General features: G+C 37.7%; 18 protein-coding genes and 5 pseudogenes. 15 read left to right on the top strand and 8 right to left on the bottom strand.

Going from position 1 to position 19,149, the window contains the following annotated elements; all coding sequences use genetic code 11:
* The 8 genes and pseudogenes from MAQA_RS03305 to MAQA_RS15225 form a co-directional block, all read left to right on the top strand.
* A pseudogene (locus tag MAQA_RS03305) lies at positions 1-253 on the top strand (DeoR/GlpR family DNA-binding transcription regulator); the annotation flags it as partial.
* 386 nt (positions 254-639) lie between these two features.
* A complete protein-coding gene (gene tagD / locus MAQA_RS03300; RefSeq protein WP_036071333.1) occupies positions 640-1,038 on the top strand; it encodes a glycerol-3-phosphate cytidylyltransferase in 399 nt (132 codons plus the stop codon).
* 78 nt (positions 1,039-1,116) lie between these two features.
* Entirely contained in the window at positions 1,117-1,827 is a 711-nt protein-coding gene (locus tag MAQA_RS13480) for a glycosyltransferase family protein (RefSeq protein ID WP_052008433.1), read from the top strand.
* On the top strand, positions 1,796-2,134 hold the full coding sequence (locus MAQA_RS13475; protein WP_052008432.1) for a hypothetical protein: 339 nt from the start codon (positions 1,796-1,798) through the stop codon (positions 2,132-2,134). Before MAQA_RS13480 ends, MAQA_RS13475 begins: the two co-directional genes overlap by 32 nt.
* A 168-nt stretch (positions 2,135-2,302) precedes the next feature.
* Entirely contained in the window at positions 2,303-3,457 is a 1,155-nt protein-coding gene (locus MAQA_RS13470; protein ID WP_206537515.1) for a CDP-glycerol glycerophosphotransferase family protein, read from the top strand.
* A gap of 3 nt (positions 3,458-3,460) precedes the next feature.
* Positions 3,461-4,468 (top strand): XcbB/CpsF family capsular polysaccharide biosynthesis protein, encoded by a 1,008-nt coding sequence (locus MAQA_RS03290; protein ID WP_036071331.1) that lies wholly within the window; start codon positions 3,461-3,463, stop codon positions 4,466-4,468.
* Positions 4,469-4,639: 171 nt separating this feature from the next.
* A complete protein-coding gene (locus tag MAQA_RS15230) occupies positions 4,640-4,897 on the top strand; it encodes a hypothetical protein (protein ID WP_241463057.1) in 258 nt (85 codons plus the stop codon).
* Between the two features lie 37 nt (positions 4,898-4,934).
* The gene (locus tag MAQA_RS15225) at positions 4,935-5,150 is read left to right on the top strand and encodes a hypothetical protein (protein ID WP_241463056.1); all 216 of its coding nucleotides are present in this window, start codon (positions 4,935-4,937) and stop codon (positions 5,148-5,150) included.
* A gap of 546 nt (positions 5,151-5,696) precedes the next feature.
* Here MAQA_RS15225 and MAQA_RS03280 read toward each other — a convergent pair.
* Together MAQA_RS03280 and MAQA_RS03275 are read right to left on the bottom strand one after the other, a co-directional pair.
* A complete protein-coding gene (locus MAQA_RS03280) occupies positions 5,697-6,386 on the bottom strand; it encodes a Crp/Fnr family transcriptional regulator (RefSeq protein WP_036071329.1) in 690 nt (229 codons plus the stop codon).
* A gap of 102 nt (positions 6,387-6,488) precedes the next feature.
* Positions 6,489-7,034: a biotin transporter BioY gene (locus MAQA_RS03275; RefSeq protein WP_036071327.1), complete on the bottom strand. Its 546-nt coding sequence runs from the start codon at positions 7,032-7,034 to the stop codon at positions 6,489-6,491.
* Between the two features lie 122 nt (positions 7,035-7,156).
* Here MAQA_RS03275 and MAQA_RS03270 point away from each other — a divergent pair.
* Positions 7,157-7,659, top strand: a pseudogene (locus tag MAQA_RS03270) (GNAT family N-acetyltransferase).
* 738 nt (positions 7,660-8,397) lie between these two features.
* On the opposite strand, the gene MAQA_RS03265 reads toward MAQA_RS03270, so the two are convergent.
* On the bottom strand, positions 8,398-9,294 hold the full coding sequence (locus MAQA_RS03265; protein ID WP_036071323.1) for an AraC family transcriptional regulator: 897 nt from the start codon (positions 9,292-9,294) through the stop codon (positions 8,398-8,400).
* 158 nt (positions 9,295-9,452) lie between these two features.
* Between MAQA_RS03265 and iolG (MAQA_RS03260) the strand changes: the two are divergent.
* Together iolG (MAQA_RS03260) and MAQA_RS03255 are read left to right on the top strand one after the other, a co-directional pair.
* A pseudogene (iolG, locus tag MAQA_RS03260) lies at positions 9,453-10,467 on the top strand (bifunctional inositol 2-dehydrogenase/D-chiro-inositol 1-dehydrogenase).
* A 16-nt stretch (positions 10,468-10,483) separates the two neighbouring features.
* On the top strand, positions 10,484-11,326 hold the full coding sequence (locus MAQA_RS03255) for a sugar phosphate isomerase/epimerase family protein (RefSeq protein ID WP_036071320.1): 843 nt from the start codon (positions 10,484-10,486) through the stop codon (positions 11,324-11,326).
* Between the two features lie 48 nt (positions 11,327-11,374).
* Here the strand turns inward: MAQA_RS03255 and iolE are convergent, their stop codons facing one another.
* Positions 11,375-12,274 carry a myo-inosose-2 dehydratase gene (iolE, locus tag MAQA_RS03250; protein WP_036071317.1) on the bottom strand — a complete coding sequence of 300 codons (900 nt, stop codon included), beginning with the start codon at positions 12,272-12,274 and terminating at the stop codon, positions 11,375-11,377.
* Between the two features lie 211 nt (positions 12,275-12,485).
* Between iolE and MAQA_RS03245 the strand changes: the two genes are divergently transcribed.
* The 4 genes from MAQA_RS03245 to iolG (MAQA_RS03235) are packed head-to-tail and all read left to right on the top strand — an operon-like array spanning position 12,486 to position 16,005.
* Positions 12,486-13,304 (top strand): Gfo/Idh/MocA family protein, encoded by an 819-nt coding sequence (locus MAQA_RS03245; protein WP_338151606.1) that lies wholly within the window; start codon positions 12,486-12,488, stop codon positions 13,302-13,304.
* On the top strand, positions 13,291-13,515 hold the full coding sequence (locus MAQA_RS16340; RefSeq protein WP_338151605.1) for a Gfo/Idh/MocA family oxidoreductase: 225 nt from the start codon (positions 13,291-13,293) through the stop codon (positions 13,513-13,515). The genes MAQA_RS03245 and MAQA_RS16340 overlap by 14 nt, the downstream gene beginning before the upstream one ends.
* A gap of 2 nt (positions 13,516-13,517) precedes the next feature.
* Positions 13,518-14,984 carry a sugar porter family MFS transporter gene (locus tag MAQA_RS03240; protein WP_077913539.1) on the top strand — a complete coding sequence of 489 codons (1,467 nt, stop codon included), beginning with the start codon at positions 13,518-13,520 and terminating at the stop codon, positions 14,982-14,984.
* Between the two features lie 13 nt (positions 14,985-14,997).
* Positions 14,998-16,005, top strand: coding sequence for an inositol 2-dehydrogenase (iolG, locus tag MAQA_RS03235; RefSeq protein ID WP_036071358.1), 1,008 nt, complete (start codon positions 14,998-15,000; stop codon positions 16,003-16,005).
* Between the two features lie 231 nt (positions 16,006-16,236).
* Here the strand turns inward: iolG (MAQA_RS03235) and MAQA_RS03230 are convergent, their stop codons facing one another.
* From MAQA_RS03230 to arcC, 4 genes and pseudogenes are all read right to left on the bottom strand, one after another.
* Positions 16,237-16,956 (bottom strand): PucR family transcriptional regulator, encoded by a 720-nt coding sequence (locus tag MAQA_RS03230; RefSeq protein ID WP_036071315.1) that lies wholly within the window; start codon positions 16,954-16,956, stop codon positions 16,237-16,239.
* Positions 16,943-17,599: pseudogene (locus MAQA_RS03225) on the bottom strand (hypothetical protein); the annotation flags it as partial. The pseudogene MAQA_RS03225 and the gene MAQA_RS03230, both read right to left, overlap by 14 nt.
* 23 nt (positions 17,600-17,622) lie before the next feature.
* A complete protein-coding gene (locus tag MAQA_RS03220; RefSeq protein WP_036071309.1) occupies positions 17,623-17,835 on the bottom strand; it encodes a PucR family transcriptional regulator ligand-binding domain-containing protein in 213 nt (70 codons plus the stop codon).
* Positions 17,836-18,026: 191 nt separating this feature from the next.
* Positions 18,027-18,969 (bottom strand): annotated as a pseudogene (gene arcC, locus MAQA_RS03215) (carbamate kinase).
* Between the last annotated feature and the right edge of the window lie 180 nt (positions 18,970-19,149).

Here is a 19,149-nt window from a genome sequence, read left to right as displayed (position 1 = left end):
CTTTGTTTCTTGCCGCGGGATTGATTATGATAAAGGTGCGACAGAAACGCATGAAGGCGAGGCGCTCATCAAACAGGCGTATCGCAGACAATCGAACTTGCTCGTCTTACTTGCAACACAAGAAAAAATGAATCATAAATTTATGCACCAAAGTCTCGCATGTCACGATATTGATTATTTAATTACTGATTTTAAATTAGATGAAGAAACAGAAGCGCGATTTAATGCACATCATATTACCTGCCTGTACTAAAAAATATGAAGTGATCATAAGTTGTGAAAGTTAAGATTAAGATAGGCTATCTGTCTTCGGTATTCAGCCGAAAATGGATAGCCTGTTTTTCTGTAGGAAAAAAAGAAGGAAGTGATTTTAAATGGAATCTACATTTTATCTTGTAAATAGAATACTTTATAAAATTTTTGCGAAAGTGTGTCATCTAGTCCTAAAAAAGAATTATTTACCCAAAAAAATCCAATTTGGATAATTTTATGTCAAAATGTTCAAAGTCTTTTTTGCGTTTCTGTAATATACTTTAAGATAGAGTTGTCCATTAGATAAATAATGACTAGGGCAAACATTTTTTTCATAAAAATGGGGAGGATCATTTTTAGAATATTAAAGTATAGGGAGGTATTTCTATGAAAAAAGTGATTACATATGGAACATTTGATTTGTTACATTGGGGACATATTCGTTTGCTCGAACATGCTCGACAATTAGGGGATCATTTAACGGTTGTTTTGTCTACGGATGAATTTAATCAATCAAAGGGGAAACAAGCATTTCATAACTATGAACAGCGCAAGTATTTACTTGAGGCCATCAAACATGTGGATCTAGTGATTCCTGAAACAAATTGGGACCAAAAAATAACAGATATTCAGACAAATCAGATTGATATTTTTGTGATGGGGAATGATTGGGAAGGCCAATTTGATTTTTTGAGCGATTACTGCGAGGTTTGTTATTTGATGCGCACAAAAAATATCTCAACCACATATATCAAACAGCAACTTGCGGGAAGCGTTCAAGCTTAATGCCACGGTATTCCTCTTCCAAAATTGGTGGATGAGACCAAGCTGGAGAGAGATTTTTGAGTTTGGGGAGTTAGCATGATGAAAGTCGCAATTATTGGATTTAATATTTTTTCACCAGGGGGAACGTGTCGCAGCAATATAAATTTGACTAAAGAATTTAATCGAGAAGGAATCGATGTTGTTATTTACAATTCACGCTCCTTTTCACAAACAGATATTCTGAGTCTCCGACATATGGAATCATTAAGTGAACAGGTGGAATTTCGACCAATTTTAGATTTAGGCAAAGATGACTCAATTGATTTATATATCATCACTCGAGAAAGCTTTTTTCCACTAGCCCAAATCATCAAGTTTTATTGTCCTTATTCACTGGTGATTGGGGAAATACATGCACCACTTGGGATGTTGCCAGAAAATTTAGCTGAAGATTTATATGCGCTCGACTATGTGCGTGTTTCGACAGAGTCTATCAAAAGAGAGTTTCAAGCAAGGTATGGATATGATGCCATTCTCGTTCATCATGTTAGTACCTATCATGTTAGCTTGCCTGAGGAAAATGTGCAAAAATCAACGAATAATCTTTATGTGCTTTCTCGATTTGAGGACGATGTGAAGGATATATCTTATGCCATTCGTCTCTTAGATTATCTTGTCCATTATCTTCAGGCGCCTCATGTCAAAATGTACATTGAGGGGTACGGCCCTTCTGAAATGTTATATCGCAACCTGATTAATTATTATGGACTGCATGCGAATGTTTTTTTTAAATCAGGGAACTCCAATTGATTATATCTACTTTTCGACTTCACGCTACGAAACATTTGGTTATTCGATTCTAGAAGCGCTTGCTAAAGGGAAGCGAGTGATCTTATTTCCAGGGGAAGACAATGTGTTACGGGAAGTTTATGGTAACCCTAATAATATCCAATGGATTTCGAAAGATATACAAAAAGACGGGATACGTGTTTTAAATTTTCTTAAATCTATAAAAGAAGTTAATTATAGACAAGCATTTCCGATTATTGCAGCATCTGAGAGTTATGTGCCTCTTTATCTGGAATGTTATCGCACGTCACGAATGAAAAAAAAATAAGAAATTTACATTGAAAAAAAAACATAGAGGAAATCTGGAAAGAAGTGCTGACAAATCCGGTAGAACAATTACCCAAACTTTACCTGATGTATAGTTTTTTTTAAAGATAAGCCAATTATTGGAAGGTTTTTGACGAGCCCTCCAACTAAAATAATGTTGCGAACTTTGGTGGAGCGAATAAATGCGTGGAAAGAAAGGAAACAACAAACAATAAATGTTCATGAAAATATGTATTTTATCGAATCTTTTCATGGAAAGTCATTTTCTGGAGATCCAAAGTATATCGCACTTTGGATTAAGAAAAACATCCCCAATGCAAAAATTTTTGTTAGCTCTGTGAATCAACTAGTAGATATGGAAATTCGATATTTTGGTTTTGAGGCACTTCGACTTGGAAGTGCTAGCTATCAGCGGACTTTTCGCATGTGCAAGTATATTATTGTGAATGGGAATCCGCTTGATAAAGCTGGAAAAGCACCTAATCAAGTTGTTATCCAGACATGGCATGGTTTACCCTTGAAAAAAATGGTTGCAGATTTAGAAAATACGAAGCAACGACAGCAAGAATTGAACGCTTTTTTGCCTAGAATGAAAAAATGGGATTATCTATTGACATCATCCGCTTTTAACACAAAGTTATTTCGTTCGGCATTTGCATTAGAAGAAAATCCAAAGCTGAAAATACTTGAGATGGGAGCACCTAGGAACGCCTACTTGATCGAGAATAGTAACAAACAAGGAGAAAAGTCTCGTATTCACCTGAAATATTTTAATCGGCCGTTCGATGGGACAAAAAAGTATATTTTATTTTGTCCAACATGGCGTAAACAAGAACGGGACGAAGTTACAGGAATTGACTTGAAGAAATTGATTGAGCTTTTGCCATCAGAATATGAAATTATTGTGAAGCTTCACCCTTTAGAAACATCACTGCGCCGATTTTATAAAGCGTTAGATCCACGGATTCATTGTTTTTTTAATGAAGTTGTAGATATTCAAGAGTTATTTTTATTAGTGGACGTCTTAATTTCTGATTATTCTTCTGCTATTTTTGACTATGCACATTTAAATAAGAAAATCATTATTTTACAAGAGGACTCAGAAACCTATCAGAAAAAAATTGGATGGTATTTTGATATGAAGAAAACTTGCTTGTTAGAAGGAAAATCCTATACAACGGAGAGCCTTGTAGAAGCGATTCTTGAAGAGGAGCTCAATGTATTTCAATATTGTAGCGCAATACAGAAAAAATTACTTAATTTAGATAATGTATTTACAAATGAAAAACTAATGAAGTTATTATTTTTGAATGGGAGGGCCTAATGGATGGTGGCAGATAAGGACATGGAGTTTACAGATATTTATAACTTTCAGTGTGAATATGAAAAAAAGAAACTGGTTGTAAAAACTTTTTCGAATAAGAACATTTTAGAGTTGTCTCGAGAAACACAGCCCATTTTAGAAATGTATAAAGCAATTTTGGCACATGATTATATTTTATATATGCATTCTGGACAATCTTCCTATTTTATTCGACGTAAAGATGTGCATACGATTTGGCAACGGAAAGATTTAATCCAGCATGGTGATTTATTTTACTCTTTAGAACGTGTACCTGCTGAAAAAGAGAATAAGCTTGCTCCTAAACGTCTGGTTGTCATTTTTTCACCAATGCCGCCAAAAGAGCATTATTATAGTGCGAATATCGCTCATCGTTGTTTTACGACTTCGTTTGCAAGCATGCAGAAACATTTGCTGAAAAACACGGTTATAATGCGACTGATGGATTTAAATCTATCTTACGGAAGCCATTATATCAATACCTTTAATTATATGGAGATGGAGTCAGATGTTCAAAGTGCCATTCGATTTGTGATGGATTCTCAACATATTGTAAAAGAAGATGTTGTATTATATGGCGGATCAAAGGGTGGAACGGGCGCATTATATCATAGCCTACTTGGTGATTATAATTCTGTTACAGTAGATCCGATTATCAGCACTGAGCAATATAACCGAGAAAATGATCTGCATTATCTACGTGATTTTCGTAAAAGAAGCATTTTAAATGATTTAGTAAAATTAGCGAATAAAGAAACAACTAGAAGAAGACTCATTTTTGGCTATCCTCTAATTTCATTTAATTATAATTTATATTCGCAAATTCCATCTGAATCTGTTGAAATTCATGATGTATTTGACTCATCCGTTCATAAACATGCGGATATTTCAAAGAATACAATTGTAGAACAAATTACAGCTATTAATGAGCTTTTGCTGTCATCAAGTAATTTACATAAAATTGTAGAGCAAATAAGTGCCTTAACAGAGTAGGGAAGGGAATGAGTGGAATTACACCTAAAAAAATCGCTATTGTAGGTTCCTGCTTAGTTAGAGATAATTTCAATACTAATTTTAATCCAGGGTATAAACATTTTTTTTGAATGTATATTACATCAGCATCAATGTAGTTTTTTGAGTCTTATGTCGCCTGAGTTACCTTTTATGGAGAATGAAGAGACAAACAAGATGAATGCTTTTACAAAGTGGCATTATCGCACAGAGCATACAAAAGAGTTCTTCAAGTTACTTCAATCAAATCAGCCCGAGTACTTACTTATCGATACCTATGCTGACCTTTATTTGGGAGTTGTAAGACTGGATAATGGCTTTTTTACGTATAATCCTAAATTTAAAAATGTATCTCCAGTAAAGGGAGAAGCTGTATGGACAATAGAAGCAGATTTCGATTCTTTATTTTGATACATGGGTGCAGCATCTAGATGCATTTTTTCAGTTTATGCAAGACAAAGTTCCTTCTTGCGGAATCATTTTAGTAAAGGCGCAATTTGAAGATTTATTTACAGACGGTAGTTCGCTTAACGAATGGAGGAAGAAACGCAAGTATCCAGTAGTAGACATTGAGCGATTAAATTGTATTTGGAATAAAATGAATGACTATATAGAGACACATTTTAATGTTCAAATTTTAGATATGACACAAAAAAAAGTATAGACTTGAAAAAGAACATCCGTGGGGTAACTTTTATGTACACTTCACGAAGGATTTCTATCATGATTTTTTGCAGCAATTAGGAGAATTAATTGGTGATAATAGCATCGAAAGAGGATTGGAATGATAGCGAGTTTATTAACTTAATGAAAGCTCATAGCAGGAAAAAGCTTTTGAGAATCGTGTTTAAACAAAAGATAAGTAGATATTTTAAAAACAAAAATAGCTTTATCTACACGAAAAAAGTCTATTAATAGAGCTTATGCTTATGTGAATAATGGGATACAGCAAAGTGATGAAGTGTAACGCCTTAAATCATAGGCTTAAAAATTCCTAGAAGCAAAATGTAAGTACTTGCCAAAGATGGGAAAAAAGACTTCAGAAAATGTAAACTAATGGGCAAATGAGTTCAACGGGAGACTTTTATGTGATTCATATTTTTAGGTTTCTCAATAATGCTTTTGCCTTTGAACAATTCTTGTTAAAAAGGAGCTATTGAAGTATACGCCTAAATGAAAAACATCATGAAAAAAAGCTTTTCATGATGTTTTAAAATAAATTGTATTCGCGTTTCAAGCGTTCCTCGTGCTTTTTAAATTGATAGATGCGCCATGGTTTGGGCGACAAAGCAAGGATTCCTTCTTCTTCAAGCTTTCGTAAATTCGTCGCCACATAAGCACGAGCTAAATTCAAGTAATTTCCGAGAATTTTCTGCGTGAAAAAATAAGGAATAAGACAAGAATCATCTTCCTCAAGACGTCCGAATTTCTTCCCAATGATGATGAGCCCCGCTAAAATTTTTTCGTCTGACGGAAGGTGAACCTTGGCTTCGCGCTCAAATGCCGGGAAAGCTGCCTGGTTTGCAAGCTGTAAAAAAAAATCTGGTTTTTCTTGTGCCAGTTTTTCACGAACGTAACTGCTTTCAAAACGGTAGACACTGACTTCGCTAACAGCTTCATAAGAGACGGGTGAAAGGCTGCCATCGACCAGATGAAAAAAACCTAATTGTTCTCCCTTCCCAAGAAAGGATAAAATAATATCTTCTCTGCAAGTGCCTTTGTTCATTGAAACGGCTCCATCTAAAATGATGTAAAAATACTGGTTTTGTTCTCCCTCTGTAATAATGGTTTCTCCCCGCTTGAAATGGACTCTTGAATACGGCAGAACAGATTCTCGTTTTGACTGCAACAGCGTAAACAAGTCAAAGTCTGTTTCTTCCAGTTCTTTTTCAAGTGACATATAAATTCGTACCCCTTTTTCCGATATTTACTTTTTTATTATAAGCAAGAAAAAGCAATTTGGGTACTATTTGAATTGTGTAATAATGCACGTTTAGGGCGATTATTCGCGAATTAAATGACTTTTGATTAAGCGGTTTCGTATCATGATTCCTAAAACACCGGCAAGAATGGCCTTGATAATACCAGGAATGAGGAAAGGAACAAACCCAGTGTAGAAAGATTGTGAAAACGACATACCTGCGCTGATTTTGAGCCACAACATCCCGAAAAGTAAGGTAAACATAGCTCCGACAATATTGGCGATGATGGCCATTTTAGTTGTGTAACGCGTTTTATCCAAAATGAGCCCTGTTAAATAAGTATTTGCTAGGAAACCAATAATATAACCACCCGTGATGCCGACGATAATCCCAAGACCAGCAGTCATACCTTGGAAGACGGGAATACCAATTGCGCCAAGTAATATGTAAACAAAAACAGAAATTGTTGCGTGGCGAGCCCCTAAAATGGTAGCAGCAAGCCCGACGGCAAAAGTTTGTCCTGTGAAGGGGATTGGGCCGATCGGAATGGCAACTTGGGCTAGAATCGCTATGATAACCGCAAATAGCGCATCTAAGATTAAAAACTTTAATTTTTCATTTCGCAAATGGAAGCACTCCTTAATGTAAACTTATAATTAAAAAGGTTAACATTGATTACGTTTTTTTTTCAAGTAAAAAAAGGGTAAAGAGCTGAATAAAATAGAATTTTGAATCAGGGGGGTTCATGATGGACATAAATATTAGAAAAGCCGAAACAAAAGATGCAGAAAAAATTCGCGAAGTAGCAACTTCATCCTTTCATGATACGTACGAAACGATTATTCCAAGAGAAACGCAAGACGGTTTTTTAGAAAAATTTTACAATCTGGCGACGCTTGAAAATCGAATTAGCGCAACCCCATTTGTTGTTCTAGAAAAAGAGGGCGAGCTTATTGGGTTTGCTAATTTTATCGAACTTGATAAGGGGAAAAGTGAATTATCTGCTTTCTATATTCTTCCGAGCGAAAAAAGAAAAAAGGCTACGGGACGCAAGTTTTAGAAGAAGCAATTCATTTGTTTAACTTACCACTCCCGATGTTTGTGAATGTAGAAAAAGGAAACGATTATGCGCATCAGTTTTACTTACAAAGAGGGTTTGTTGAAACAGAGCGCTTTGTTGATGATTTTTATGGATATAAATTAGATACGATTCGGATGCATTTAACGCATAATGTTGAAGAAGAATCGTGATAGACTGAAAGTGCCAAGCGGGGCCGTGCGGGAAAGGCAGTTTTGGTAAAGCATTAACTTGTATTTTGAGTAGTAACATATTATGATGTTAGTGAGACTAAATTGAGTCGGGCAAGAAAAAGGAACCATCAGGATTGAAGTCCTTGCTATGGACGAGTATCGCGATTACGAAATGTTGGAAAAACTTTCCGAGGTTTTAGAGGTATGTTATTCTGACTGGTTCCAAAACTTGTGGATACAAATATCGGCAAAGCAAACTGTTTTAGAGGTATGTTATTCTGACTGGTTCCAAAACTACCGCTTTTAGTTTTCACCGCATACTGAGTTTTAGAGGTATGTTATTCTGACTGGTTCCAAAACTTGACGCAGACAGCGTTAGTGATGACATCTGTTTTAGAGGTATGTTATTCTGACTGGTTCCAAAACACATTACGGGGTGCATTGGATAAGTAACGCGTTTTAGAGGTATGTTATTCTGAATGCTTTAGCAATATAACTAAAAAGCGAGCCCCCTTGCCTCAAAGACAAGGGGGGCTTTTTTATATTGTGTTAAAGAAATGATTTAAGAAAACTGTTATTCTAACATTTTTCAATCAGATGGATACATTTGATGGATATAGTCTTGTAAAACATCTGGATATCCCCCATTAATCACTCAATGCAGGAACATGCTTATAAAGTAAATAAAAAACGTAAACAGAAGCGCCGAGACATTTGCTCGGCGCTTCTTATTTGGCATCAAAAATGGACTTTGCGGAACTTGCCTGGCGTTGTGCCAGCATTTTCACTGGCGAAAGCTTTGATAAAATGCGTGCTTGAAGAAAAGCCGCATTGTGTGCTTATTTGTTCGACCGTTAAGTTGGTTTCAAGGAGCATTCGCTTGGCTTGTTTAAGCCTGTGGGTAAGCAAATATCGATGGGGACTTTCCCCAGTATGCTTTTTGAAAAGTCTAGAAAAATGATACGAGCTGAGGCTTGCTTCGCGACTTAATCTTTGGATGGTTATTTTTTCAGAATAGTGATTGTGAATGAGAGTAAGGGTCGCTTGGATTTCTGATGGATACTTATCTGATGGGGCACTGCGCGCTTCAAGTGGCAAACGGGTACTCTCAAACAAGCGCCCCAAAAGCTCATGAAAGCAAGCTGCGATTTCAAAGTCATGCTCACCCCCAGATTCCATCAAGTCAAGAATGTGCGGAAGAGGATTCTGCTCTAGCGGAAGCGAAAAAAGTGAGCCATGCTGCTCATAAAGAATGTCACAAAAACTTTGTGCTGTAGGGCCGTTAAAATGGATAAACTGGAACCGGGCGTTTTGCGAAGCAAAGTAATGATTTTTTTCTTTGCAGTCAAGTAGTACAAGCGTTCCAGCAGGTGCCGTAAAGGTTTGTTCACGATAGTCGAAGTGCAGCTCGCCGGACTTGACGAAGAAAATCAGGAAGGAGTTCATATAGTCGCGCGTTAAGCTATACTGGACGTCCACGAGATATTCACCGCTCCAGTACGCGTGAAAATAAAGTTTTCGGGTTAGTTCAGTCGTTTTGTAAAAGAAGGGACCTCGTTTTGCTAGAATCCCCGGTTCGATTTTTGGAATATAATGGTTGATTGTGATCACCTCTTTGGGAATCTTGACTATCAAGTTTTGGTTTTCTTGCTTTAAATATAACCAAAATTTGATAAAAAAGCAAAATTTTATGATTTTATAGCACTTTTTTGCCGTGGCAGAAAATCAAAATTTCATTACAATGAAAGCGGATACAAAAATTTGATCCAGACAATTAAAAGGAGATGACGAAGATGACACTGAAAATGGGTGTAGTAGGAACTGGAGCAATTGGAAGAGAACACATTGAACGAATTACAAAGCGGATTTCAGGGGCGGAAATCGTGGCGCTATCGGACATCAATCAAGAAAATGCGGAGAAAATCATTCGTGATTTTAAACTGGATGCACGCTTTTTTTGCAACGGATGCTGAGCTTATTGCAGCCGATGTGGATGCGATTATTGTTTCAAGCTGGGGGCCTGCTCATGAGGAAACGGTTTTGAAAGCAATTGAAGCAGGAAAGTATGTTTTTTGTGAAAAACCACTTGCAACAACGGCAGAAGGTTGTAAACGAATTATTGATGCAGAAATGAAACAAGGAAAGCGGCTGCTTCAAGTGGGCTTTATGCGTCGCTATGATGCGGGCTATGAGATGTTGAAGCAAGCGCTTGATGCGAAAGAAATTGGTGAGCCGCTGATGCTTTCTTGCCAGCACTTTAATCCACAAGTTGATGAAAATTATACAACCGATATGGCAGTTGTTGACACTTTGATTCATGAAATCGATGTCTTGCACTGGCTTGTGGACGATGATTATGAAAGCATCCAAGTTTTCTATCCGAAACAAACTAAAAATAAATTAACGCATTTAAAGGATCCACAAATTGTTCATTTAGTGACAAAAAGCGGGATTTCGATTCATGCAGAAATCTTTGTAAACTGTGGCTATGCTTATGATATTCAGTGTCGCGTGGTCGGTGAAGAGGGCATCTTATCCTTGCCAGAAGTAAGCAGCCTCGGCGTTCGCAAAGACGCAAAACGAAGTGAAAACTTGTTGATGGACTGGAAAAAACGCTTTATGGCCGCATATGACAATGAATTCAACGCTTTTATAAATGCGATTGAGCAAACGGGATCACCTTCTTATCCAACAGCTTGGGATGGTTACGTGGCGGCGGTCACGGCGGATGCTGGTGTGAAGGCGCAGCAAAGTGGCGCAGTGGAAAAAATTGATCTTCCAGAAACCCCAGACTTTTACCGCATCTAAAAAGGAGGAATGGAGCATGAAAATAGGATTTAACGAAGGAACGACGTTTGAAAGTGCCACACTTGAAGAAAACCTCGAATATTGCGAGAAATACGGGTATGACTACATTGAAATTCGTTCAATTGATCAACTGAAGGATTACTTGACGCGCCATAGTTTGGCGGACTTAAAACAGTACTTTGATGACCATCACATTAAGCCCTTGTCGCTAAATGCACTTTGCTTTTTCAATAATCGTACGAAAGAAGACGAAAAGGCTATCGTTGCAGAGTTCAAGGAGTACTTGGAAATTTGTCGCGCAATCGAATGCGAATATATTTGTGCAGTCCCATCTAATTTGGACAACACTGAAAAAGGCAAAACGCTCGTTCCAGAAGTGAATGAAAGTTGTGTGCGAGTATTGACCGAGCTATCGGATCTGGCTAAGCCGTATGGCGTGAAAATTGCCATTGAATTTATTGGTATCCCGGAAAACACAGTGAATACCTTCGAACAAGCCTACGAAATCGTGCGGGCGATCGACCGTGATAATGTGGGACTTGTGTATGATACCTTCCAATTTACTGGAATGAATTCAAGTCTTGCTAGTGTAACGAAAGAAGTGGCAGATAAAATCTTCATTTTCCATATTAATGATGTCGATGACTATCCAGTCGGGCAAATGCGGGATAGCGATCGCTGTTTCCCTGGGGAAGGAATTATTGATCTTAAGGCGCATCTGGCAAAAATGAAAGAACTCAATTATGACTTTGTAGCTTCTGTTGAGTTATTCCGACCAGAATATTATCAAATGGACCCAGAAGTTGTTATCCAAAAAGCTAAAGCAACAACGGATGTGGTCATCGCGAAATATTATTAAACAACAAGTAAAAAGGGCAACCCAGTTTCTGGGCTGCCCTTTTTATGATCACTTAAATTTTCGAAGTGAGTCCATGAAATTTTTTCCTAAACGTGCATATTCAAGAGGGTTTGCTATTTTTGGATCTTGTTCAGCTTCGATGACGATCCAACCTTCATAATGATTTTGAATAAGATAATCATAAATTTCTTGGTAGGAAATGTCGCCGTCCCCTGGCACTGTAAACATCCCGTGAAGAAATGAATCTAAGAAAGACTTATTCGTCTGTTTGCATTCTTCCAGTTTCTTGCCTCTAACGTCTTTAAAATGAACGTGTGCGATCCGGTCAAAGTGGCTATGCAGAATTTCCTGCGTGTCTCCATCTGAAACAAAAATATGCCCTGTATCGTAGAGTAGGTGCACTTTCTTAGGGTCTGTTGCTGCCATTAAGCGATCTACTTCAGCTTTTGTTTGCACGCCCGTTCCCATGTGATGGTGGAAAACGAGTTTCAAGTCGTAACGATTTGCGATTTCTCCAAGTTCATTGAGGCCAGAAGTAAGTGCATCCCATTCAGCGTTGCTGAAAGAAGGCTTTTCGGTATAGACGCATTTATCTGTGCCTTGAATGCTATAAGTTTGTTCCGAATAAACAGCGACATCTGCGTTAACCGCTTTCAAAAAGGCGCAATGTTTTTCAAAATCTTGTTTCGCTTGCGCAATTCCATCACGGATAATGTAGCCGCTGAACCATTGTCCGATGATGCGCGTATCGCGTAAACTCAGCTCTTTATTAAGTTCATCTGGATCGCTCGGGTAACAGCCACCCACTTCAGTTCCTTCAAACCCAACTAAAGCGGCATCGCTTAGGATTTGTTTATATGTATTCTCTTTTCCGATCTCTGGAATGTCATCATTTCTCCAACCAATTGGCGCAATTCCTACGTGAATTTTTGCTACTTCAACTGCCATTTTGCTTCACTCCTGTTCTTTTATTGGGTATATCATGGTAATGTTGACTGATTAAGAATATTTCTTCTTTATTTTAGCTAACTTGACAACTTAAATCAAGCAATTTTTGGACATTTTTATCAAAAATTAACAAAAGTTGTTGAAAAATTAATCAACATTTATTATAATTGGAAATATCAAGAATGCGCTTACATAGAAAAGGAGGAGAAAAATGGAACCAATAAAAGCAGGAATCGTTGGATTAGGTCGTCTTGGAAAAGTTCATGCAGCTAATGTACAAAATTATATTAAAGACTTAGAACTTGTAGCAGCCTGCAGTGTTGTTCCTGAAGAACTTGAATTTGCTAAGGCATCACTTGGAATTAATGAGGGTTATGAGAGTTTTGAAAAAATGATCGATGAGGCAGAAATTGATGCCGTAATCATTGTATCACCCTCAAGCCTACATACCAAACAAATTGAATACGCTTTCCTAGCGGGGAAACATGTTTTTTGTGAAAAGCCACTAGGGGTATCGCTTCCAGAAATTGAACAGGTGAAAAAGGTGATTGAAGCTCGGCATAATCAAGTCTTTATGCTAGGTTTTATGCGCCGCTTTGATGAGTCTTACCGCTATGCCAAGGAAATGGTAGCAAACGGAGAAATTGGTGAAGTGACGCTCGTTCGTTGTTACGGGATTGATCCAAGCTCTGGACTAGAAAGTTTCGTTAAGTTTGCTAAAAACAGTTCAAGCGGTGGGCTTTTCATTGATATGGCGATTCACGATATCGACCTTGTACGCTGGTTCACTGGTGAAGAAGTGAAACAAGTGTGGGCGATTGGGAACAATTTTGCTTATCCGGAATTAGCGGAATATGGTGATACAGAAACAGGCGCTGCACTTATGAAACTGAAAAATGAGGCAATGGCCATTCTCGTCTCAGGCAGAAATGCAAATCACGGTTATCACGTTGAAACAGAAATTATGGGAACAAAAGGGATGCTTCGAGTTGCTCAAGAGCCAGAAAAAAAATCTTGTGACAATTTTTGATGACAAAGGAGTGAGGCGTCCTTGCTCGGAACACTTTCCAGAACGTTTTAAACAAGCTTTTATTAATGAACTTACAGAATTTGCCCGCTGCATTCGCGAAGGGGATAAACCGGATGTAACAGCTAACGATGGATTAGAATCAACAAAAATTGCCCTTGCCTGTACGAGATCCTTTGAAACAGGCGAACTTGTGGCATTGGAGGATGAATAAGCATGAATTTAGATCAGCGATCAAAGAGAAATTTAGCCGTTTTTGCACTTATTTCAACTTTTGGGGGATTATTATTTGGTTATAACACAGGTGTTATGAACGGTGCGCTAGACTTTATGCGACTCCCGAGTGAACTCGGATTAACTCCTGTAACAGAGGGACTCGTAACAGGGGCAGTCACATTTGGTGCCGCATTTGGTGCTTTAATCGGTGGTAAACTTTCCGATAGTTTCGGCAGGAAACGAGTGATTTTTTACTTATCTATTATATTTGTACTTGGTTCCGTATTTTGTGCAGTTGCGCCAAATATCCCACTTATGATTGCGGCTCGGTTATTCTTAGGGCTTGCAGTTGGCGGGGCATCTGTTATCGTTCCCACTTTCCTAGCTGAAATTTCGCCTGCAGAGATGCGTGGCCGAATTGTGACACAAAATGAATTGATGATTGTTTCTGGACAATTTATTGCCTTTTTAATCAATGCTGTACTAGGAACGGTTTTTATTGATAGCACACACATTTGGCGTTATATGTTAGCCGTAGCTCTCATTCCAGCACTTGTTCTTTTCTTTGGCATCATGCGTGTCCCAGAATCACCGCGCTGGTTGTATCTCAACAAAACAAAAGAAAAAGCACTCGACTCTCTTGCAAAAGTACGTTCTAAAGAAGGGGCAAAAGAAGAACTGAATGTCATTGATATTTCGTTAAAACGCGAAAAAGAAGCGCCAAAGGCTACTTTCGCTGACTTAAAGAAACCTTGGATTAGACGCCTGATTTTCATCGGAATCGGTCTTGGGGTGACGCAACAACTTATCGGTATCAACATCATGATGTATTACGGGACAACGATTTTACAGCGTTCCGGTTTCGCATCTAGTGCGGCTCTCATTGCAAACGTTGCGAATGGTCTTGTATCCGTGCTCGCCGTTGTCATCGGTATCAGTTTGATGCACCGCGTCGATCGCCGAAAACTCATCTTGACAGGAATCACCTGTACGACGCTCTGTATGGCACTGATTACTATTGCCTTATTCGCTTTTCCAAATGCAGCTTTCTTGCCATACATGGTTATCACATTAACGGTGTTATTCATCGGATTTTTCCAAGGATGCATCGGGCCGATCACATGGCTTTTGCTTTCTGAAATTTTCCCACAAAAAGTTCGCGGACTAGGAATGGGGATTTCAACCTTTTTCCTTTGGATGGCAAACTTTGCCGTAGCGCTTATCTTCCCGATTTTACTTGCGGGCGTGGGGCTACCTAATACATTCTTAATCTTTACGGTCTTTAATATTCTTTCTTACATTTTCACTTTCAAATATGCACCAGAAACAAGAGGAAAGACGCTTGAAGAAATTGAACTGGACTTTAAATTTGAAGATCAATTTGAATCTACCATGAAAGAAGAAGAAGGCATTCTTGAACAGGAAATGGAAAAACAGATTAAAAAAGAAGCAAGTACTGAAAAATAAAGGAGCGGTCAAATTGAAAATCTTAAACGTGGGTATGATTGGAGCTGGACGTGTTGCGCAAGTTCATCTAGGCAATTTAAAACAAATGAAAGAAATAAAGGTGAAAACGATTTGTGATATTTTTGCCGAAGATTCTTGGAAAGAGCGTTTTGGTGTTGAAAAGATTACGAAAAACGTGACCGATATTTTTAACGATCCAGAAATTGATGCGGTGTTTATTTGTACACCGACGGATACGCATACAGATTTGACGATCCAAGCGGCAAATGCAGGGAAACATATTTTTTGCGAAAAGCCAGTAGGGACAGATGAGGGTTCTATTTTAGATGCTTATCATGCCGTTTTAGCTAACAACGTAAAATTCCAAACGGGTTTCAATCGCAGGTTCGATAAAAGTCACGAAAAAGTGAAACTTGAAGCAGCTAGTCAAGCTATTGGTGAGCGTCACATTTTGAAGATTACATCAAGAGATCCTGAACCGCCAAATATTGATTATGTGAAGCGTTCAGGTGGCATCTTTATGGATATGATGATTCATGATTTCGATATGGCACGCTTTATGATGGACGATGAAGTGGAAGAAGTCTTCACGTATGGAAACAGTTTAGTGGATCCAGAAATTGGTGCCGCTGGAGATGTTGATACGGCAATTGTTTCGCTCAAATTTAAAAGCGGAGCAATGGGGGTAATAGATAATAGTCGTAAAGCAGTTTACGGTTACGATCAGCGAATTGAAGTTTTTGGAGAAAAAGGTATGTTGCAGTCCTTAAACCAACCCGATTACCATGTGAATCGTTATACGGCACAATCCGTTGAAGCTGGGACACCTAAATATTTCTTCTTAGAAAGATATGAAGATGCTTTTTTCAATGAAGAAGTGGCTTTTTTCGATAGTATTAGACAAGATCAGCCGACTAAGTGCAGTTTTAAAGATGGCATTATGGCGATTCGAATTGCAGAAGCAGCTCGAAAATCACTCGAAACTGGTGAAAAAGTAGCGGTCAACTTGGAAATCAATTAATCAAGCTAGAAATACATTTTAAAACACCTTGTAAACAGTCTTAACGCTTTTTAAGAGGGCGTTTCTAACTATTTGCAAGGTGTTTTTGTGCTTTGGATAGAGGTTCTTGTAAGCTGTTTTTGGCGAGCAAAGAGCGGTCGTTTCACTCATATGAAATAGGAATCGTAATTTGGATTGAAAAATAAACAGCATGCTCGTAAGTAGCCATGCTGTTTATTTGCTGATAAAAACTTAACTTGGGTTTCGAGAATAGAACTTATGCAGATAGAGTCCTAACATAACTTGAAATAAATCATGCATTTTTTGTAAATCTCTTGAAGTGATGGATTCAATTCTGCGGATTCTCGATCTTAACGTATTTTCGTGAATATATAGATGTTGCGCGGTATGATAGATATTCAAATCATGATTAATGTACATCTGCAGAGTTTTGACTAATTCTGTTTTTTTTAAATCATCATAGTCGACTAATGGCTGAATCAAATCATCATAATAAGAACGAATGAATGAGTAAGCCAGTTCGTTTTCAGAAGTAAAAAACAATTGTAAGATTCCTGTTTTCTCAAAAAAGATCTGGTTGTTCTGCATTAATTCTTGGCAGGAATAAGCGAATTTGGCCTCTTTATAAGCGCTTGGAATTTCTAGTATCGAATGTTCTTTACTAATGCTCAGAATCCCTTGTTTACTAAGCCTATCATACAATTTAGAATAACTCGCAGTTGCTTCTTCTATTACTGGGAAAAGAAGTAGATAATGGTCATCTTTTTCTAAATACAAACACTCTTTAACAAGGGTTTTTGGTGTAAAAGTAAGGCGCAACGAATCGACTATTTCTTCAAGTTGATGCTTTTTTGAATGCTCTAACAAACAGACAATATATTTTTCATACATAGTTCGTCCTAATTGCTTGCCCCTTTGAAAAATTTCTTCGGTGGTTTTAATTTCTCCCATTACGAGATGAGTAATGAACTCTGTGTAGTACTTTTTTTTCGATCTTTTTTAGTTCATTGATTTTTGATAATTCAACGACAGCGAGTGCAGCCATTTGCTCTGTTTTTGAAAGATCAGCGTAAATGAGTGGTTTAGAAAGAGAAGTTTCTAAAATAATGTAGCCCCATACATCTTTTTCATAATGGATGGGAAGCAGGAAAAAAACTTTCTTTGGTGTCGCGATCGAATAATGTTCATATTTGATTAACTCATCCAGTGGAAGGGTATACCGGTGTAAAGTTTTCTTAGTTCTATGAGCGGTAGAGAAGAGTGTGTGATTAAAGTTTTTTGAAGTCCCGATTTGTTTCATCTTTAAATCATAAATCGCAAGTTCCTTATCTAAACTTTTAGCAGTTAAATCACAAAGTTCATCTAGTGTACCACCAGAAAGAAGGAGCTTCAGCATATCATTTCGTAAGTTCATCGCTTGGTGCAAGAAATAAAATTGCTTTTCATTTAGATAACGATTCACAGGTTCAGAAACGTCTGTCCAGCTTAGTTCAATGGGAACCTCAATAATTGGAAAACCAATTGATTCTGCATAATCAAGCACTTCTTTCGGAAATGCAACAATAAAACGCTTAAACTTGATAAAAAGGGCAGCACTCTTTTTTTTTAACTAGTTCATCAATAAATTGAATCATTTGAGTAGCGGTGTAATCTTTTAAAAAAAAAGCCATTTGTTAAAAGCAACTCGTTTTCTTCCATCCAATAGATGATGTCGGGGTTGTCCATGATGGTCACAGATTTCACTTCGTGTAAGAGCCCTTGATGACCTGCAAGCACTTTCATTTTTGACAACTCGACCAAAGATAAAAGTTCTTTTAATTTGGGAAACATTCGCTCACCCCCGGATAATTGGCTTATTTTAAGTTGAAGTTTTTTTAAAACCAGGGAATTCTATGTTTAATGGAAGTTTTCTGCTAATGTTGATCACCGGGAATCGATTTGTAAGCTTTAGACTCAATAAGCAACTGGCACGAACCTTTAAAAAAGTTTTGGAATTCACATGTACAGGGAACGGAATTAGTCTACTCCTTATAAATAATTGTACCAGAATTTCCTTTTAATAACTGGTTCAAATTTTCAAGTGAAGTAATTACAGCTTTAGCTTGCGGCCTTTGTTCAACAAATGCGATGGCTGCTTCTATTTTAGGCAACATGCTACCGGGAGCAAATTGATTTTCGAGAACGTACTGTTTTAATTCAGCAGTCGAAACTTGATGCAATTCTTTTTGATTAGGCTGATTGAAATTGACATAAACATAATCAACCCCTGTTAGAATAATGAATAAATCGGCATCAACAAGTTCTGCTAATTTCTCAGAAGCAAAGTCTTTGTCAATTACAGCCTCCACGCCCTGTAAGCCTTGATTTGTTTCTATAACTGAGACGCCACCACCGCCTGCACAAATGGTGACAATATTTTCTTCAATCATTTTTTTTTATCGCACCGGCTTCTTCAATACCTTGAGGCTTCGGGGAAGGGACCACTTTTCGCCAACCGCGTCCTGCATCTTCAACAAAGGTAGCAGATGTATTCTCCATCTCAATTTTCGCTTCTTCTTTTGATAAAAATGGTCCTACCGGTTTGGTTGGCTTTTGAAAAGCGGGGTCTTGTTCGCTAACGATTACTTGAGTCACAACGGATATCACTTCTTTTTTCACGCCTTGTTTTTTCAATTGATTCTGTAAAGCATTTTGTAACCAATAGCCAATGCTTCCTTCTGTCATGGCCACACAAGTATCTAGCGGCATTGCCGGATTTTTTTCACTTACAGCTGCAGCCTGTTGAAGCAAAAGGTTACCAACTTGAGGCCCATTACCGTGAGAAACTATCAACTGATAACCTTCTTTAATAAAGTCCGTTAAATACTTCGCTGTTTTATTAATCGCAAATTGTTGCGCTTTTGCACTTGGATCATCTGATAAAATAGCGTTTCCGCCTAGTGCAATAACGAGTCGTTTTTCCATCATAATATTCCACTCCATTTCTGTGTAGTGAAAAAGCTGAAACAGAGATGTTTCAGCTTTTTCACTAAATATCCCTTATGAACTTAAAAAGGGTGCTTTTCATTGTTGATGATTTAGTTTTAGTGAGCCAAAGAGACAAATATTAGTAAAGGGTGACTAGGTAGTAGTAAGTGACTAGTG

The organism is Listeria aquatica FSL S10-1188, assembly GCF_000525795.1.
GTDB classification, from domain to species: domain Bacteria; phylum Bacillota; class Bacilli; order Lactobacillales; family Listeriaceae; genus Listeria; species Listeria aquatica.
The sequence above is the reverse complement of the archived record's forward strand: the minus strand, read 5'-3'. Positions and strand labels throughout refer to the sequence as shown.

Coding starts and splice junctions, on each gene's coding strand:
- tagD (WP_036071333.1), top strand. CDS start 640: ATGAAAAAAGTGATTACATATGGAACATTTGATTTGTTACATTGGGGA.
- MAQA_RS13480 (WP_052008433.1), top strand. CDS start 1,117: ATGAAAGTCGCAATTATTGGATTTAATATTTTTTCACCAGGGGGAACG.
- MAQA_RS13475 (WP_052008432.1), top strand. CDS start 1,796: ATGTTTTTTTTAAATCAGGGAACTCCAATTGATTATATCTACTTTTCG.
- MAQA_RS03290 (WP_036071331.1), top strand. CDS start 3,461: ATGGTGGCAGATAAGGACATGGAGTTTACAGATATTTATAACTTTCAG.
- MAQA_RS15230 (WP_241463057.1), top strand. CDS start 4,640: ATGGAGAATGAAGAGACAAACAAGATGAATGCTTTTACAAAGTGGCAT.
- MAQA_RS15225 (WP_241463056.1), top strand. CDS start 4,935: ATGCAAGACAAAGTTCCTTCTTGCGGAATCATTTTAGTAAAGGCGCAA.
- MAQA_RS03280 (WP_036071329.1), bottom strand. CDS start 6,386: ATGTCACTTGAAAAAGAACTGGAAGAAACAGACTTTGACTTGTTTACG.
- MAQA_RS03255 (WP_036071320.1), top strand. CDS start 10,484: ATGAAAATAGGATTTAACGAAGGAACGACGTTTGAAAGTGCCACACTT.
- iolE (WP_036071317.1), bottom strand. CDS start 12,274: ATGGCAGTTGAAGTAGCAAAAATTCACGTAGGAATTGCGCCAATTGGT.
- MAQA_RS03245 (WP_338151606.1), top strand. CDS start 12,486: ATGGAACCAATAAAAGCAGGAATCGTTGGATTAGGTCGTCTTGGAAAA.
- MAQA_RS03240 (WP_077913539.1), top strand. CDS start 13,518: ATGAATTTAGATCAGCGATCAAAGAGAAATTTAGCCGTTTTTGCACTT.
- MAQA_RS03230 (WP_036071315.1), bottom strand. CDS start 16,956: ATGGGAGAAATTAAAACCACCGAAGAAATTTTTCAAAGGGGCAAGCAA.
- MAQA_RS03220 (WP_036071309.1), bottom strand. CDS start 17,835: ATGTTTCCCAAATTAAAAGAACTTTTATCTTTGGTCGAGTTGTCAAAA.